At 65.4% G+C, this 13,950-nt stretch carries 12 protein-coding genes; 5 read left to right on the forward strand and 7 right to left on the reverse strand.

Annotated features, from left to right (window positions below):
• Positions 1 to 2: 2 nt before the first annotated feature.
• Positions 3 to 290, reverse strand: coding sequence for a hypothetical protein (locus tag F3J43_RS17205; protein ID WP_166889132.1), 288 nt, complete (start codon positions 288 to 290; stop codon positions 3 to 5).
• 193 nt (positions 291 to 483) lie between these two features.
• Between F3J43_RS17205 and F3J43_RS17210 the strand changes: the two genes are divergently transcribed.
• From F3J43_RS17210 to F3J43_RS17220, 4 genes are all read left to right on the forward strand, one after another.
• A complete protein-coding gene (locus tag F3J43_RS17210; RefSeq protein ID WP_166889135.1) occupies positions 484 to 2,682 on the forward strand; it encodes an OsmC domain/YcaO domain-containing protein in 2,199 nt (732 codons plus the stop codon).
• A gap of 250 nt (positions 2,683 to 2,932) precedes the next feature.
• Positions 2,933 to 3,076 carry a PA0050 family protein gene (locus F3J43_RS17215; protein WP_166889139.1) on the forward strand — a complete coding sequence of 48 codons (144 nt, stop codon included), beginning with the start codon at positions 2,933 to 2,935 and terminating at the stop codon, positions 3,074 to 3,076.
• A gap of 55 nt (positions 3,077 to 3,131) precedes the next feature.
• Complete coding sequence (locus F3J43_RS24450; protein WP_502706618.1) at positions 3,132 to 3,257, forward strand: PA0050 family protein; 126 nt, start codon at positions 3,132 to 3,134, stop codon at positions 3,255 to 3,257.
• 230 nt (positions 3,258 to 3,487) lie between these two features.
• The gene (locus F3J43_RS17220; protein ID WP_166889142.1) at positions 3,488 to 6,268 is read left to right on the forward strand and encodes an amino acid adenylation domain-containing protein; all 2,781 of its coding nucleotides are present in this window, start codon (positions 3,488 to 3,490) and stop codon (positions 6,266 to 6,268) included.
• Positions 6,269 to 6,274: 6 nt separating this feature from the next.
• On the opposite strand, the gene F3J43_RS17225 is transcribed toward F3J43_RS17220, so the two are convergent.
• The 3 genes from F3J43_RS17225 to F3J43_RS17235 form a co-directional block, all read right to left on the reverse strand.
• Positions 6,275 to 7,189 carry a YncE family protein gene (locus F3J43_RS17225; RefSeq protein ID WP_166889146.1) on the reverse strand — a complete coding sequence of 305 codons (915 nt, stop codon included), beginning with the start codon at positions 7,187 to 7,189 and terminating at the stop codon, positions 6,275 to 6,277.
• 101 nt (positions 7,190 to 7,290) lie between these two features.
• Positions 7,291 to 8,799: an MDR family MFS transporter gene (locus tag F3J43_RS17230; RefSeq protein WP_166889149.1), complete on the reverse strand. Its 1,509-nt coding sequence runs from the start codon at positions 8,797 to 8,799 to the stop codon at positions 7,291 to 7,293.
• Between the two features lie 435 nt (positions 8,800 to 9,234).
• Entirely contained in the window at positions 9,235 to 9,714 is a 480-nt protein-coding gene (locus F3J43_RS17235; RefSeq protein ID WP_166889151.1) for a cysteine hydrolase family protein, read from the reverse strand.
• Between the two features lie 110 nt (positions 9,715 to 9,824).
• Here F3J43_RS17235 and F3J43_RS17240 point away from each other — a divergent pair, with 110 nt between their 5' ends.
• On the forward strand, positions 9,825 to 10,367 hold the full coding sequence (locus F3J43_RS17240; protein WP_166889155.1) for a P-loop NTPase family protein: 543 nt from the start codon (positions 9,825 to 9,827) through the stop codon (positions 10,365 to 10,367).
• Here F3J43_RS17240 and F3J43_RS17245 read toward each other — a convergent pair.
• The 3 genes from F3J43_RS17245 to F3J43_RS17255 form a co-directional block, all read right to left on the reverse strand.
• A complete protein-coding gene (locus tag F3J43_RS17245; RefSeq protein WP_286184716.1) occupies positions 10,309 to 10,593 on the reverse strand; it encodes a hypothetical protein in 285 nt (94 codons plus the stop codon). The genes F3J43_RS17240 and F3J43_RS17245 overlap by 59 nt on opposite strands.
• Positions 10,594 to 10,736: 143 nt before the next feature.
• Positions 10,737 to 12,023: a Zn-dependent hydrolase gene (locus tag F3J43_RS17250; protein ID WP_166889158.1), complete on the reverse strand. Its 1,287-nt coding sequence runs from the start codon at positions 12,021 to 12,023 to the stop codon at positions 10,737 to 10,739.
• 70 nt (positions 12,024 to 12,093) lie between these two features.
• Positions 12,094 to 13,584: an NCS1 family nucleobase:cation symporter-1 gene (locus F3J43_RS17255; RefSeq protein WP_166889161.1), complete on the reverse strand. Its 1,491-nt coding sequence runs from the start codon at positions 13,582 to 13,584 to the stop codon at positions 12,094 to 12,096.
• Positions 13,585 to 13,950 lie beyond the last annotated feature (366 nt).

The following is a 13,950-nucleotide window of genomic DNA, read 5'->3' on the forward strand; positions in this document are numbered from 1 at the left end:
ATTCACTGCAGTTCGAGCAGCAGGTTGATGCCGCCGTCGCCGCATTTGACGTGGTCGCGCACGACCCCCTGATAGCTGCGTCCCTCCCAGGTGAAGGCAACGCTGTGGGCGCGGTCCACCTTGCCGGGCAAGGGTGGCTCGATATGCAGACGCAGGGCCGGGCGGCCCTGCAGGCTGAGCGCGGCGAGCTGGACCAGGCATTCGGCACGCTGGGCCACGGGGCCGAACAGGGTGTCACGGACGAAGTCCAGCTCCAGGCAGGCGCAGGGCGCGCGGCATGACATGCGCATGGGAAGGCTCCAGGCGTGCGGGGTGGAGGGTTGTCAATCATTGGAAGCCTACAGGCCGATTGCGTTCATATTATTTCAATGCCATTTCGGCATGCCGCCGGCCCCGACGGCAGGCCAGCCAACACTTCCCGGTAAAAATCCCGGATAATGCCGGCCATTTCTTCGTTCCCGCCCGTTTCTGGTACCCCTGCGCATGGAAATCAAGGTCAATTTTCTCGACAACCTCCGTCTCGAGGCCAAGTTCGACGACTTCACGGTGATCGCCGACCAGCCGATCCGCTACAAGGGCGACGGCTCGGCCCCGGGGCCGTTCGACTACTTCCTGGCGTCCTCGGCATTGTGCGCGGCGTACTTCGTCAAGCTGTACTGCCAGACCCGCGACATCCCCACCGAGAACATCCGCCTGTCGCAGAACAACATCGTCGACCCGGAGAATCGCTACAACCAGATCTTCAAGATCCAGGTCGAGCTGCCGGAAGACATCAGCGAGAAGGACCGCCAGGGCATCCTGCGCTCCATCGACCGCTGCACGGTGAAAAAGGTGGTGCAGACCGGCCCCGAGTTCGTCATCGAGCAGGTCGACAACCTCGATGCCGACGCCCAGGCGCTGCTGATGCCGGTGTCGGACAGCAGCACCTGCATCCCCGGCAAGGACCTGCCGCTGGAGCAGACCATCGCCAACATGTCGGCGATTCTCGCCGGGCTGGGGATGAAGATCGAGATCGCCTCGTGGCGCAACATCGTGCCCAATGTCTGGTCGCTGCATGTGCGCGACGCGCAGTCGCCGATGTGCTTCACCAACGGCAAGGGCGCGACCAAGGAGGCCGCGCTGGCCTCGGCGCTGGGCGAGTTCATCGAGCGCCTGAACTGCAACTTCTTCTACAACGACCAGTTCTGGGGCGAGGAGCTGGCCAACGCGCCGTTCGTGCATTACCCGGACGAGCAGTGGTTCAAGCCGGGCGCCAAGGATGCGCTGCCGGACGAGATCCTCGATCCGTACTGCCTGGAGATCTACAACCCGGATGGCGAACTGCGCGGTTCGCACCTGTACGACACCAACTCGGGCAACACCGCGCGGGGCATCTGTTCGCTGCCGTTCGTGCGCCAGTCGGACGGTGAGACGGTGTACTTCCCGTCCAACCTGATCGAGAACCTGTTCCTGAGCAACGGCATGAGCGCCGGCAACACCCTGGCCGAGGCGCAGGTGCAGTGCCTGTCGGAGATCTTCGAGCGGGCGGTCAAGCGCGAGATTCTAGAAGGCGAGCTGTGCCTGCCGGACGTGCCCCAGGAGGTGCTGGCCAAGTACCCGGGCATCGTCGCCGGTATCCAGGGCCTGGAGGAGCAAGGCTTCCCGGTACTGGTCAAGGACGCGTCGCTGGGCGGCGAGTTCCCGGTGATGTGCGTGACCCTGATGAACCCGCGTACCGGCGGCGTGTTCGCCTCGTTCGGCGCCCACCCAAGCTTCGAGGTGGCGCTGGAGCGCAGCCTGACCGAACTGCTCCAGGGCCGTAGCTTCGAGGGTCTGAACGACCTGCCGCAGCCGACCTTCGAAAGCCACGCGCTGACCGAACCGAACAACTTCGTCGAGCACTTCATCGACTCCAGCGGCGTGGTGTCGTGGCGTTTCTTCAGCGCCAAGGCCGACTTCGAGTTCGTCGAGTGGGACTTCTCGGGTCATGGCCAGGACTCCAACGTACAGGAGGCGCAGACCCTGTTCGGCATCCTCGAGGCGCTGGACAAGGAAGTGTACATGGCGGTGTACGACGATCTCGGCGCCACCGCCTGCCGCATCCTGGTGCCGGGCTACTCGGAGATCTACCCGGTGGAGGACCTGATCTGGGACAACACCAACCGCGCGCTGACCTTCCGCGCCGATATCCTCAACCTGCATAGCCTCGAGCCGCGTGCACTGAAGATGCTGCTCAAGCGTCTGGACAACTGCGAGGTGGACGATTACACCACCATCACCACGTTGATCGGCGTCGAGTTCGACGACAACACCGTATGGGGGCAACTGACCATTCTTGAGTTGAAGCTGCTGATCAACCTGGCGTTGCAGCGCTTCGACGAGGCCAAGGAACTGGTCGAGGCGTTCTTGCAGTTCAACGACAACACGGTCGAGCGCGGGCTGTTCTACCAGGCGCTGAACGTGGTGCTGGAAGTGGTGCTGGACGACGATCTGGAGATGGCCGACTACGAGTTCAACTTCCGTCGCATGTTCGGCAACGAACGGATGGACGCGGTACTTGGCTCGGTCGAGGGCAGCGTGCGCTTCCATGGGCTGACGCCGACCAGCCTGAAACTCGAAGGGCTGGACCGCCATCTGCGCCTGGTCGAGAGCTACAAGAAGCTGCATGCGGCACGGGCACGGGCGGCTGGGATCTCGATCTGAGCGCCGCTGTGACGTTGTCGTGACGAAAGGGCCGCTTTGCGGCCCTTTCGTTTTTGCTGGAATTGCGCATTTGGATGAGCAGTGGAGATGATGCTATCCGCATGAGCGCGACGCCAGGTCACACTGGCGCAAATGCTGGCGTTGGTCTTTGATGTGCGGGCCCATGGCTGACTTGCGGGTCACGCCGGGGAGGGAGCCGCGCCTTCGTCAGGACACGGACCGTTATCGCTGCACGACCAAGGAGGTCATGATGAAAACCAGAGGGTTGGCGGTTTCACTGCTGCTGTGGCTGTATTCGTTGGCGGCGCAGGCCGATTGCGCGGTGCTGGGGCCTTGGGAAGACCCGTGCGCTGGCGCGGTGCTGGGGCCTACCACTTGCGTATGTGAGCGCTGAAACACCCAATTGACAGGGATCGATAGATCAACAGGAGGTTACTTTGAAAAAGATGATGTTCGCGGTATTGCTGATGTGGGGCTTCTCCGTGACCGCCCAGGCTTCGTGCCCGGTGTTCGGGCCGTCCAAGGACCCATGCGCAGGTCCGGTATTCGGGCCATCGACCTGCGAGTGCCCTTGATACGGGGACGCATGCTCTGTGCTGGAAGGGCCGCTTGGCGGCCCTTTTTGCTGTCTGCCTGCCGGACTTGGCGTACGTCTGGCCCGTGCGCGCCTGGCGCCGAGCGGTAGTGCCTGGCGCTGGCGGCGTTTGCCGGCGTGCACTAGCGTTTAGCCATGCAGCCTGGGTCTTGAGCCTCTGCCTGTTCGGGCTGCCAGTGACCTACCCACCACGCGGAGCCAACGGAGATCATGCCGGATCTGCGTCCGAACCCGAGCCAGGGCCTGTCGTATCGTGCCGAGCAGCCGATCTTCGAGGCTTTCGTCCGGCAGGCTGCGCGTACACCCGAGGCCATCGCGGTCGTCGCTGATTCGCTGACCTGCAGTTATCAGCAACTCGAGCAGGTCAGCCGATCGCTTGCCAGGCACCTGCTGGAGCTGGGCGCGCGTGCCGGGGACCGGGTGGTGATCGTCAGCGACCGTAGCGTCGGGCTGATCCACGCAGTGCTCGGCGCCTCCCGCGCGGGTCTGGTGTTCAGCGTGGCCGACGTTGCCTACCCGCCGGCCCGCATCGAGCAGATCGTCGAGGTGCTGGCGCCAGCCTGCATCCTGGTGTGCGGCGCGGCGCAGGTCACGCTCGAAAGCCGGAAGATTCCTGTCCTGCGGGTTGCGGACGCGCCAGCCGAGGCTCTGGGACAGTTCGCCGGCGAGCCGTTGCCGTTGCCCGTGGTCGATCCGCAACAACCTGCGTATATCACTTTCACCTCCGGCAGCACGGGAGAACCCAAGGGCGTCGTGACCCACCATGCGCCATTGGTGCATTTCGTCGAATGGCATGTCAGGCGCCACGGGTTTACCTGCGCTGAGCGTTTCTCCCTGGTGTCGGGCCTGGGCCACGATCCGGTGTATCGCGATCTCTTCACGCCGCTGTCGATCGGCGCACGGGTTGTCTGCCCCAGCCGGGCGACCCTGACCGATCCGGCTGCCCTCGCCAGCTGGATTGGGCGCCAAGGCGTGACGGTCATGCACCTCACGCCGCCGCTGGGCAAGTTGATCGAAACCGGCGCCAGCATGAGCGGGCAAGTGCTCGAGCGTCTGCGCTATCTGTTCTGGGGGGGAGATGCACTGAGCCTGGCCTTGTACCGGCAAATGCAGGTGATTGCGCCCAATGCCCGGGGCGTGAACTTCTATGGCACCACCGAAACCCCCCAGGCCATGGCTTTCCAACTGCTCGAGGAGGTGCACGGGCGACAACGGTTCGCGCTGGGCAAGGGGATCGATGACGCGCAACTGCTGGTGGTGAACAGCGCCGGGCGTCTGGTGGCCGAGGGCGAGGAGGGGGAGATCCTGATCCGCAGTCCGTACCTGTCGTTGGGGTACTGGCGCGACCCGGCATTGAGCGCGCAGAAGTTCGTGGCCAACCCGTTCAGCGCAGAAGTGGCCGACCGCTGCTATCGCACCGGCGACCTGGGCACCTACCTGGCCGATGGCAGTGTCGACTTTCTCGGGCGCGCCGACGGCCAGGTCAAGGTCCGTGGCCACCGTGTGGAACTGGGCGAGATCGAGCAGGCCATCGTCCGTCAGCCCGGGATCAAGCAGTGCGTGGTATTGGCCAACCGCGACAGTACGAATGTGAAGCTGGTCGCTTACTGCGTCGCCGCTCAACCGCCGTCGACCGCCATGCTGCGCCAGGCGCTCGGCGAACAGTTGCCGGACTACATGGTGCCGGCGGTGTATGTATTCCTGCCGGCCATCCCGCTGACGCCCAACGGCAAGATCGACAAGCGCGCGCTGCCGGCACCGGCCTTCAATGCCGTTGCCGGGCAGGACCTGTCGCCACTCGGTGTGCGGCTGGGCGAGGCCTGGGCGCGGATACTCCAGGTGCCGGCGATCGATCCTGACTTGAGTTTCGTCGAGCACGGGGGGGACTCGATGTCCTTCGTCCAGGCGTCGATGGTGTTGCAGCAACTGATCGGCCACCTGCCACAGCGCTGGGAGCTGGTCCCGGTGCGCGAGCTGGTCGAGCAGGGCACCGTGGCGCAGCGGCCGCGGCCGGCCCTGGAGATGCCGGTGCTGCTGCGCATGCTGGCGATCATCCTGATCGTGGTCGGGCATTTCGGGCTGTTCTCCCGCTGGGTGGTCACCGGAGAGACCAGCACGTTGTTCCTGATCTCCGGCATCAGCCTGGCCAGGTTCCAGCTCAAGGCCATCGAGGCGCGCGGCGATGCGCGCATGCTGCTGCGTTCGGTGGCTGGTATCGCGCTGCCGACCGTGCTCTACACCCTGCTGATCCAGGTGCTGTTCGACCACTTCCACTGGCAGTCGCTGCTGCTGGTTTCCAACTGGTTCCCTACCGAGCAGGTGGGCTATTTCAACTACTGGTACATCGAAGTGCTGGTGCAGATGATCCTGATCATCGGCCTGGTGCTGTCGGTGCCGCCGTTGTGCCGGCGCCTGCTGGGCAATCCGTTTCGCAACCTGGCCTTGGCTGCCGGTGCGTTGTTGCTGGCGGACATCGTCATCACCCTGTGGATATACGACGCCAGACCGTTGTTCAACCGGGTGCCACAGCACTTCCTGGCCATCATGGTGCTGGGCATGGCGGTGCACTTCGCCGATTCGCCGAGACGCAAGTGGCTGGTCAGCGGGCTGGCGGTGCTGGTGATCGCCGAGATCGACATCATGGGCCTGCTGGAGATGGACTGGCAGGCACTGGCGAGCAGGCGGCATGTCGACCTCGCCCTGCCGGCGGTACTGGCGCTGATCTGGATCCGCGCGGTGCCGGTGCCGGCGTTGCTGGCCAAGGTGGGGGCGGTGATCGCCTCGTCGACCCTGTTCATCTACCTGACGCATTTCCAGTTCCAGTCCGTGGCCCGGCGCGTCTCGGGCCAGCCGCTGGTGGCGGTGGCACTTGCCATCACCGGCGGCGTGCTGGTGGGTTACTGCTGGAACAGGGCGTTGCGCCTGGTGCTGGCGCGCTGGGGACGGGGCAGGAAAAAACGCGAAGCGGATGCGGTGGAGCCAGTGGCCTGAGGATGGTCAGGCCGGTGCAGGCGTCAGGCGAAGCTGATCCAGTACCTCGCCCGTGAAGAAGTCCACCACCTCGGCCCCATGAGTCAGCAGACGGTCGCCGAACCAGTCCGCGGCCAGGCGCGAAGGCGGGCCCTTGTGCCGGACTACCGTGTTTTCCAGATGGCCGTTGGCGGTGGCGATGATCAGGTCCTCGCCCCAGTTGCTGCGTGGTGTCGAAGACACTGGGAGGCACAGGTGGCTGGCCGATTCGTTGTAGAAGAGCTGTCCGGCACCGAGGTGCCCGTACTCGCTCAGGTCCACGGACCATACGGTCGCACCGTCGCGGTCGCAGCACAGCAGACGGCTGTTGCAGCCAACGGCGAACAGGTGCTGGCCATCGCGGGCGAAGCGCAGGTTCTGGATCTTGTCACCCATCGCCAGGCTGACCGAGGTGACTTCGCCGCTGGCACAGTCCACTTTCAGCAAGCGGTTGCGCGTGCGTTCGTCCGGTGCCCAGAGATGGCCTTGCAGCGGGTCGATGTCGCCGAAGCGGGCATCGAGGTCGCGCGCGATCGGTGCGCCATGGGCGCCGCTGTCGAGGTCGATGACCACGGGGCGTTTCTTGCCATTGACGGCACTGACCAGGACATGGCGCCCGCTGGGGGCGAAGCGCGACCAGAACGACAGGTACTGGGTCGTTTCGTGCAGCAAGGTGGCGCCGCAGGTGAAGCCCAGGCGTGAACGCCGGGCGCCGCGCACGGTGATCGGCTCGAGCGAGCGCAGTGCCAGGCGACCCTCGGCGGACACATGGCAGACCGTATCGTCCGCACGAGCGCCGCTGGGGGCCTGCAGGACACCGCTGCGTGGCTGGTACTGGAGCAGGCAGGGGGCGTTGTCGCGCTGGTCGAAGAACACCAGGGCGCGGGGTACGTCAATGTACATGGAGACTCCTGGGCAACCGGACACCCCGGCGAAGGGCGGCAGGATAAAGCCCCGGGCGCGATAGGGGAAGTGCTAGGGTCTGCGCACCCCGCGGGTGGTCTTCAGGCGCGGCTGCCCGCCTTGCGCAGCGGCACTTCGCGCAGCAGCCAGCTCAGGGCGAAGGCCACGCTGGTGACCACGCAGGCGGTCAGGAACACCCCGTGCATGGCGCCGGCGAAGGCCTCCAGGTAGGCCTGTTTCAGCGGCGCGGCGAGGGCGTGCACCTCGCTGGGCGACAAGGTGGTCGGCGGGTTGCTGTCGGCCGGGTACGTCGCGGCCAGGCGTTGCAGCAGATCATGGGAGAACAGCGCGCCGAACACCGACACGCCGATGGCGCCCCCGATCGAACGGAACAGCGTCGCCCCCGAGGTGGCCACGCCCATGTGGCGCGGTTCGACACTGTTCTGCACGGCCAGGATCAGGACCTGCATCACCATGCCCAGGCCGGCGCCGAGCAGGCCCATGTACAGGTTCATCAACGCCAGCGGGGTGTCCAGCTCGAGGCGGCTGAGCAGGGCCAGGGCAATGGCCTGGAGCAGGGTGCCGAGGATCGGGAACACCCGGTAGCGCCCCCAGCGGCTGATCAGCCGGCCGGTGATGGCCGAGACCACCAACAGTCCACCCATCAATGGCAGCATTTGCATTCCGGCACTGGTCGGCGTGGCATTCTTCACCACCTGCAGGTACATCGGCAGGAACGTCACCGCGCCGAACAGCGAGACTCCGACGATGAAGCCGATCAGCCCGGCCAGCACGAAGGTGCGGTGGCCGAACAGGTGCAGTGGCATGATCGGCTCGGCGGCCCGGCGTTGCTCATGGATGAAGCCGACCAGGCCGATCAGGGCGAACAGCGACAGGCAGAGGATGTCCAGCGAATCCCAGGGCAGCAGGTTGCCGCCCAGGCTGGTGATCAGCACCACGCAGGCCAGGGTCAGGGTGAGAAAGCCCGCGCCGAGGTAGTCGATCACGTGCTTCACCGAGGCCACGTGGGGACGGAACACGCTGCCGATCACCAGCAGCGCGAGCAGGCCCAGAGGCAGGTTGATGTAGAAGATCCAGCGCCACGACAGGTGTTCGACCAGAAAACCGCCGATCAACGGTCCGACCACCGTGGCCAGGCCGAATACGCCGCCGAACAAGCCCTGGTAGCGGCCACGCTCGGCCGGTGGGATGACGTCGCCGATGGCGGCCATCGCCACCACCATCAGGCCGCCACCGCCCAGGCCCTGGAGGGCGCGCAGCAGCACCAGCTCGGTCATGTTCTGGGCCATGCCGCACAACACCGACCCGAGCAGGAACAGGACGATGGCGATCTGCAGCACGCGCTTGCGGCCATAGAGGTCGCCGAACTTGCCGTACAGCGGCACCACCACGGTGGAGGCCAGCAGGTAGGCGGTGACCACCCAGGACAGCCAGCGCAGGCCGCCAAGGTCGCTGACGATGGTCGGCAACGCGGTGGAGACGATGGTCTGGTCCAGCGCGGCGAGGAACATCACCAGCAGCAAGGCGCCGAGCAACAGCGGGATGGGCGGATGCGCATCGCGTTCGGCGGGAAGAGTCGGTGTTTGCATGGGGCAGGCCTGGGCGGTAAGGGTAGCGGGGTCGGTGTCGTGGCGGGTCGATGACGGAGGTGATGGACATGCCAGGGGCACCATCAGGTTTTGTACGAAAAGTATGGTCGTCCATTGTCGTGGGAGTGGCGGTGCACCGATGCGACTTGCCCCGCGATCTGCCGCACGGGGCAGCAAAGCCGGCGTTCACGGCGTCTTTGCCGCTATGTGATATCGGCTGCAGGAGCGCTTCGCACTTCATCGCGGGGCAAGCCCGCGCCCACGAAATTCCACGTACAGAGCCTGGCGACAGGACGTGGACGGAGCTTGATTCCTGCAAATGTTAAATGCAATTTAAGTTTAATGAGAGGCGACGAGAGGTCATGGCCAAGGACGGCTGGCTGATGCCGGAAGGCTATGCTTTGGGGCGTGCCAGGCGCCCGAAGGCGCTCTGCGTCAGCGAGCGAGCCCGGCGATCACTTCGGCGGCGGTGGTGAGCTGGCCGAAATGGTGACGCCACAGGTCGATGCCCAACTGCCCGGAGCGGTCCAGCGACGAGCCCAGGGTCAGGTCGGTGACCAGGGTCGGGTTGAGTCCGGCGTCGAACAGGGCGAAGCCGGCGGCCAGCACGCAGGTTTCGGTCTGCAGACCGCACACCAGCACCCGCTCTACCCCCAGGCCCTTGAGGTAGTCGAGGGTTTCGGTGGTTTGCCCGTAGCCGTGCTTGACGAACACCTTGTCGGCCTCCACCAGCGCCATGTCGTCGCGGGCCGGATGCCAGCCAAGCTGGCGCTGGAACGGGGTGATCGACTCGTCGTGCAGCTCCACCGAGGCGACAGTGGGGATGTACGCCGACAGGGCACGGATGCCGTCCACCAGTTTTTCCGAGGGGCTGAATGTGGATTGCACGTCGACGATGAGCAGGACTTGCCGCATGACAGGGTTCCGGGCCGGATGGGAAGGGCGCGAGTATAACGCCGCTGGCGCTGTACAGGGACGCGGGGTGGCTATACGCTCGCTGGCTTTTTTGCGGCAAGGGATTGCATATGCAGCGCATCGTCATATTGGGTAATGCAGGTAGCGGCAAGTCGACCCTGGCCCGGGCCATTGGCGAGCGTCTTGGGCTGGCGGTAGTGCACCTGGACCGCCTGTTCTGGGAGCCCGGCTGGGAGGAACCGGACGCCGAGGTATTTCGCGAGCGCGTACGGTACGCGTTGGCGGGCGATGCCTGGGTGTCGGAGGGCAACTACTCGCGGCGCACCTTCGACCTGCGTCTGCCGCGAGCCGACCTGGTGGTGTGGCTGGACACGCCGCGGGCGGTGTGCATGAAACGGGTGATCCTGCGCTCCCTGGGCAAGCGGCCACGGCCCGACCTGCCCGATGGTTGCAGCGAGCGGCTGAACCGGGAGTTTCTGGAGTTCCTGAAGTTTGTCTGGACCTTCGACCATGCCTACCGGCGTGGGATCGAGGCGATGCGCCTGGCGCTGGGGCCACAGGTGCCGGTGGTGCACCTGAAGGGACGGCGCCAGGTCACGGCGTTTCTGGATCAGCTGGCGGGGGCGGCGGTGGCGCCGGGGGGAGCCTGTTGATGCCGGAGGCCGCCTTGCGGCCTATCGCTGGCTGCGCCAGCTCCCACAGCTCCCACAGCTCCCACAGATTCCACAGCTCCCACAGCTCCCACAGCTCCCACAGCTCCCACAGCTCCCACAGCTCCCACAGCTCCCACAGCTCCCACAGCTCCCACAGATTCCACAGCTCCCACAGCTCCCACAGATCCCACAGCTCCCACAGCTCCCACAGATCCCACAGATCCACAGATCCACAGATTCCACAGGTCCACAGATCCGTCAGTTTCTACAGCCCTGTGGCAGCCAGGCCTGTGTACCTGTGGGAGCTGGCGCAGCCAGCGATGGGCTGCGCAGCAGCCCCTGCAAAAGCCGCGCGCTCGCGCCAGGCGCCTAGGCCGCCAAGCGCCCGCTGGCGATCGCTGCCGACGCCGCCAGCATCGCCCGCAGCAGCACGGCGCAACCCGCGGCCAGATCCTGGGGCGCGGCGTTCTCGATCTCGTTGTGGCTGATCCCACCCTCGCAGGGCACGAAGATCATCCCTGCCGGGCCTAGCTCGGCGAGGAAGATCGCGTCATGCCCGGCGCCGCTGACGATGTCCATGTGCCCCAGGCCCAGGGCCTGCGCCGACTCGCGCACCGCCTCGACACAGCCCCGGTCGAAGTACAGCGCGGGGAAGTCGGCAGTGGGCACCAGCTCGTAGCTCAGGCCGTGTTTCGCCACGGTGGCTTCGATCACCGCGCGTACCTCGGCGATCATCGCGTCCAGTCGGTCGCCTTCGAGGTGACGCAAGTCCAGAGTCATGCGCACTTCGCCGGGAATCACGTTGCGCGAGCCAGGGTAGGCCTGCAGGCAGCCGACCGTGCCGCAGGCATGGGGCTGGTGGGCGAGGGCCGTGCGGTTGACCGCCTCGACCACGGCGGCGGCACCGACCAGGGCATCCTTGCGCAGGTGCATCGGCGTCGGTCCGGCATGGGCCTCGACGCCGCGCAGGGTCAGGTCGAACCATTTCTGGCCGAGGGCGCCGAGCACCACGCCGATGGTCTTGCCCTGGTCTTCGAGTATCGGGCCCTGTTCGATGTGCGCCTCGAAATACGCGCCTACCGCATGGCCGAGCACGGCGCGGGGGCCGGCATAGCCGATGGCGTCGAGCGCTTCGCCGACGCTGATGCCGTCGGCGTCGCGCTTGGCCAGGGTCTGCTCCAGGGTGAACTTGCCGGCGAATACCCCCGAACCCATCATGCACGGGGCGAAACGCGAGCCTTCTTCGTTGGTCCAGACCACCACTTCCAGCGGTGCCTCGGTCTCCACGCCGAGGTCGTTGAGGGTGCGGATCACCTCGAGCCCGGCCATCACGCCGAAGCAGCCGTCGAACTTGCCGCCGGTCGGCTGGGTATCGATATGGCTGCCGGTCATCACCGGCGGCAGCTTGGGATTGCGCCCGGGACGGCGGGCGAAGAGGTTGCCGACAGCGTCGATGCTGACGTCGCAGCCGGCGTCCTCGCACCACTGCACGAACAAGTCGCGGGCCTGGCGGTCGAGGTCGGTCAGCGCCAGGCGGCAGACTCCACCCTTGGGCGTGGCGCCGAGGCGGGCGAGGTCCATCAGCGACTGCCACAGGCGGGCGCTGTCGATGTGCTGGTCGGTCGATTGCAGGACGTTCTGGGTGGGCGTGGTCATGGTTGTCTCCTCAGGCAGTCGTTTTTATCAGGCTGTCGTTCCCAGCGCGGGACACGCCCGCGCCCACAGTTCAGGGCAACGGCTTGGCCAGCCGCGCCGGGCCGCGTACCGCCACGCCACCGAGGGCGTAGTACAGGCCACCGCCCAGCAGCGAGCCGGTGAACCAGCCGTAGTCGTAGAACCAGCTGAAGCTGCTGTTGCCGATGGCCATCACGGTCAGCACCACCGGCACGCCGAAGGCGGCGAAGCCGGCCAGGTTCCATGCCGGGTACACGTCGTCGCGGTACAGCCCGGCCAGGTCCAGGCGCTGGCGGCGGACCAGGAAGTAGTCCACCACCATGATCCCGGCGATCGGCCCGAGCAGGCTCGAGTAGCCCAGCAGCCAGTTGGAGTAGACCGCCTCCAGGCTCAGGTCCGAGACGATCCAGCCAAGCTTCTTGAACAGTTCGTGGGCCATCAGCGCCAGGCCGATCAGCCCGGTCAGCCAGACTGCACGGTTACGTCCGATCAGGCGCGGGGCGATGTTCTGGAAGTCGTTGGTGGGCGAGACGATGTTTGCCGCAGTGTTGGTGGCCAGGGTGGCGAGCACGATCAAGGTCATCGCCACGGCAACCCAGCCGGGGCTCTGGATCCTGCCGATCAGGCTGACCGGGTCGGACACCGTCTCGCCCACCAGCGACGCCGAGGCCGCGGTCATGATCACCCCGAGGGCGGCGAACAGGAACATGGTCAGCGGCAGGCCGTAGATCTGTCCGAGCACCTGGTCTTTCTGGCTCTTCGCGTAGCGGCTGAAGTCGGGGATGTTCAGCGACAGGGTGGCCCAGAAACCGACCATGGCGGTGAGGCCGGCGCAGAAGTAGCCGACCACGCTGGCGCCCTCCGGACGCTTGGGCGGTTGCGCCAGCAGCTCGCTCATCGACATGTGCGGCAGCGCCCAGAACAGCAGACCCAGGCCCACTGCCACCAGCAACGGCGCGGCGAGGGTTTCGAGCAGCTTGATCGACTCGGCGCCGCGCAGCACCACCCACAGGTTCAGCGACCAGAACAGCATGAACCCGATCACCTCGCCGGTGCCGCCGAGGGATTTCCAGCCCTCGAACAGCGAGCCCAGCAGCAAGTGGATGGCCAGCCCGCCGAACAACGTCTGGATGCCGAACCAGCCGCAGGCCACCACGGCACGGATCAGGCACGGCACGTTGGAGCCGAGGATGCCGAACGACGAGCGCAACAGCACCGGGAAGGGAATGCCGTACTGGGTGCCGGGGAAGGCGTTCAGGGTCAGCGGGACAAGCACGATCAGGTTGGCCAGCAGGATCGCCAGCAGCGCTTCGCCGACACTCAGGCCGAAGTAGGCGGTGAGCACCCCGCCAAGGGTGTAGGTGGGTACGCAGATGGACATCCCCACCCACAGCGCGGTGATGTGCCACTTGTTCCAGGTGCGCTGGTGGACCTTGGTCGGGGCGATGTCGTGGTTGTAGCGCGGGCTGTCGAGGACGTCGCTGCCGGCGTCGAGCTCGTACAGGCCGTGCCGCTCGATCACTTGCGATCTGCTCTGCTGCATGGGGCTCTCCAGGTTTTTCTTGTTGTTGTCTGCTCATCGGGCTGATGCGATGGCCGGAGTACACACGCTTTTCCAGTACTGCGCCTGCGTTCCGGCCTGGCGCAGGTGACCGGTGCTTTTTTGATGGATTCCAGGCAGTTGAAGTTGCGTAGAAAATCTTGATCATTTTTTCTTCCTGTCAAGGTAGTCAAAATGCCATGGAAGGTCGAAACCGCTGATGTTTTGTATAAAAATCCTTATAAAACAGATAGATAGAAAATAAGATATTTGCATTTATTTTTTCTTGCTCAATCCATGTTCAGCTACTAGCCTCGATTCTTGTCAGGTCTGACAGGATTGAAAAACCTCCCTCGACCCGGCCCAGCA

The sequence above is a fragment of the Pantoea sp. Cy-639 genome (genome assembly GCF_011752525.1).
GTDB lineage: Bacteria > Pseudomonadota > Gammaproteobacteria > Pseudomonadales > Pseudomonadaceae > Aquipseudomonas.

Excerpts from the sequence above, each read along its gene's own strand:
- F3J43_RS17235 (WP_166889151.1), bottom strand. The coding sequence starts at position 9,714 with ATGCGGCAAGTCCTGCTCATCGTCGACGTGCAATCCACATTCAGCCCC.
- F3J43_RS17210 (WP_166889135.1), top strand. The coding sequence starts at position 484 with ATGGAAATCAAGGTCAATTTTCTCGACAACCTCCGTCTCGAGGCCAAG.
- F3J43_RS17220 (WP_166889142.1), top strand. The coding sequence starts at position 3,488 with ATGCCGGATCTGCGTCCGAACCCGAGCCAGGGCCTGTCGTATCGTGCC.
- F3J43_RS24450 (WP_502706618.1), top strand. The coding sequence starts at position 3,132 with ATGTTCGCGGTATTGCTGATGTGGGGCTTCTCCGTGACCGCCCAGGCT.
- F3J43_RS17225 (WP_166889146.1), bottom strand. The coding sequence starts at position 7,189 with ATGTACATTGACGTACCCCGCGCCCTGGTGTTCTTCGACCAGCGCGAC.
- F3J43_RS17205 (WP_166889132.1), bottom strand. The coding sequence starts at position 290 with ATGCGCATGTCATGCCGCGCGCCCTGCGCCTGCCTGGAGCTGGACTTC.
- F3J43_RS17230 (WP_166889149.1), bottom strand. The coding sequence starts at position 8,799 with ATGCAAACACCGACTCTTCCCGCCGAACGCGATGCGCATCCGCCCATC.
- F3J43_RS17255 (WP_166889161.1), bottom strand. The coding sequence starts at position 13,584 with ATGCAGCAGAGCAGATCGCAAGTGATCGAGCGGCACGGCCTGTACGAG.
- F3J43_RS17240 (WP_166889155.1), top strand. The coding sequence starts at position 9,825 with ATGCAGCGCATCGTCATATTGGGTAATGCAGGTAGCGGCAAGTCGACC.
- F3J43_RS17215 (WP_166889139.1), top strand. The coding sequence starts at position 2,933 with ATGAAAACCAGAGGGTTGGCGGTTTCACTGCTGCTGTGGCTGTATTCG.
- F3J43_RS17250 (WP_166889158.1), bottom strand. The coding sequence starts at position 12,023 with ATGACCACGCCCACCCAGAACGTCCTGCAATCGACCGACCAGCACATC.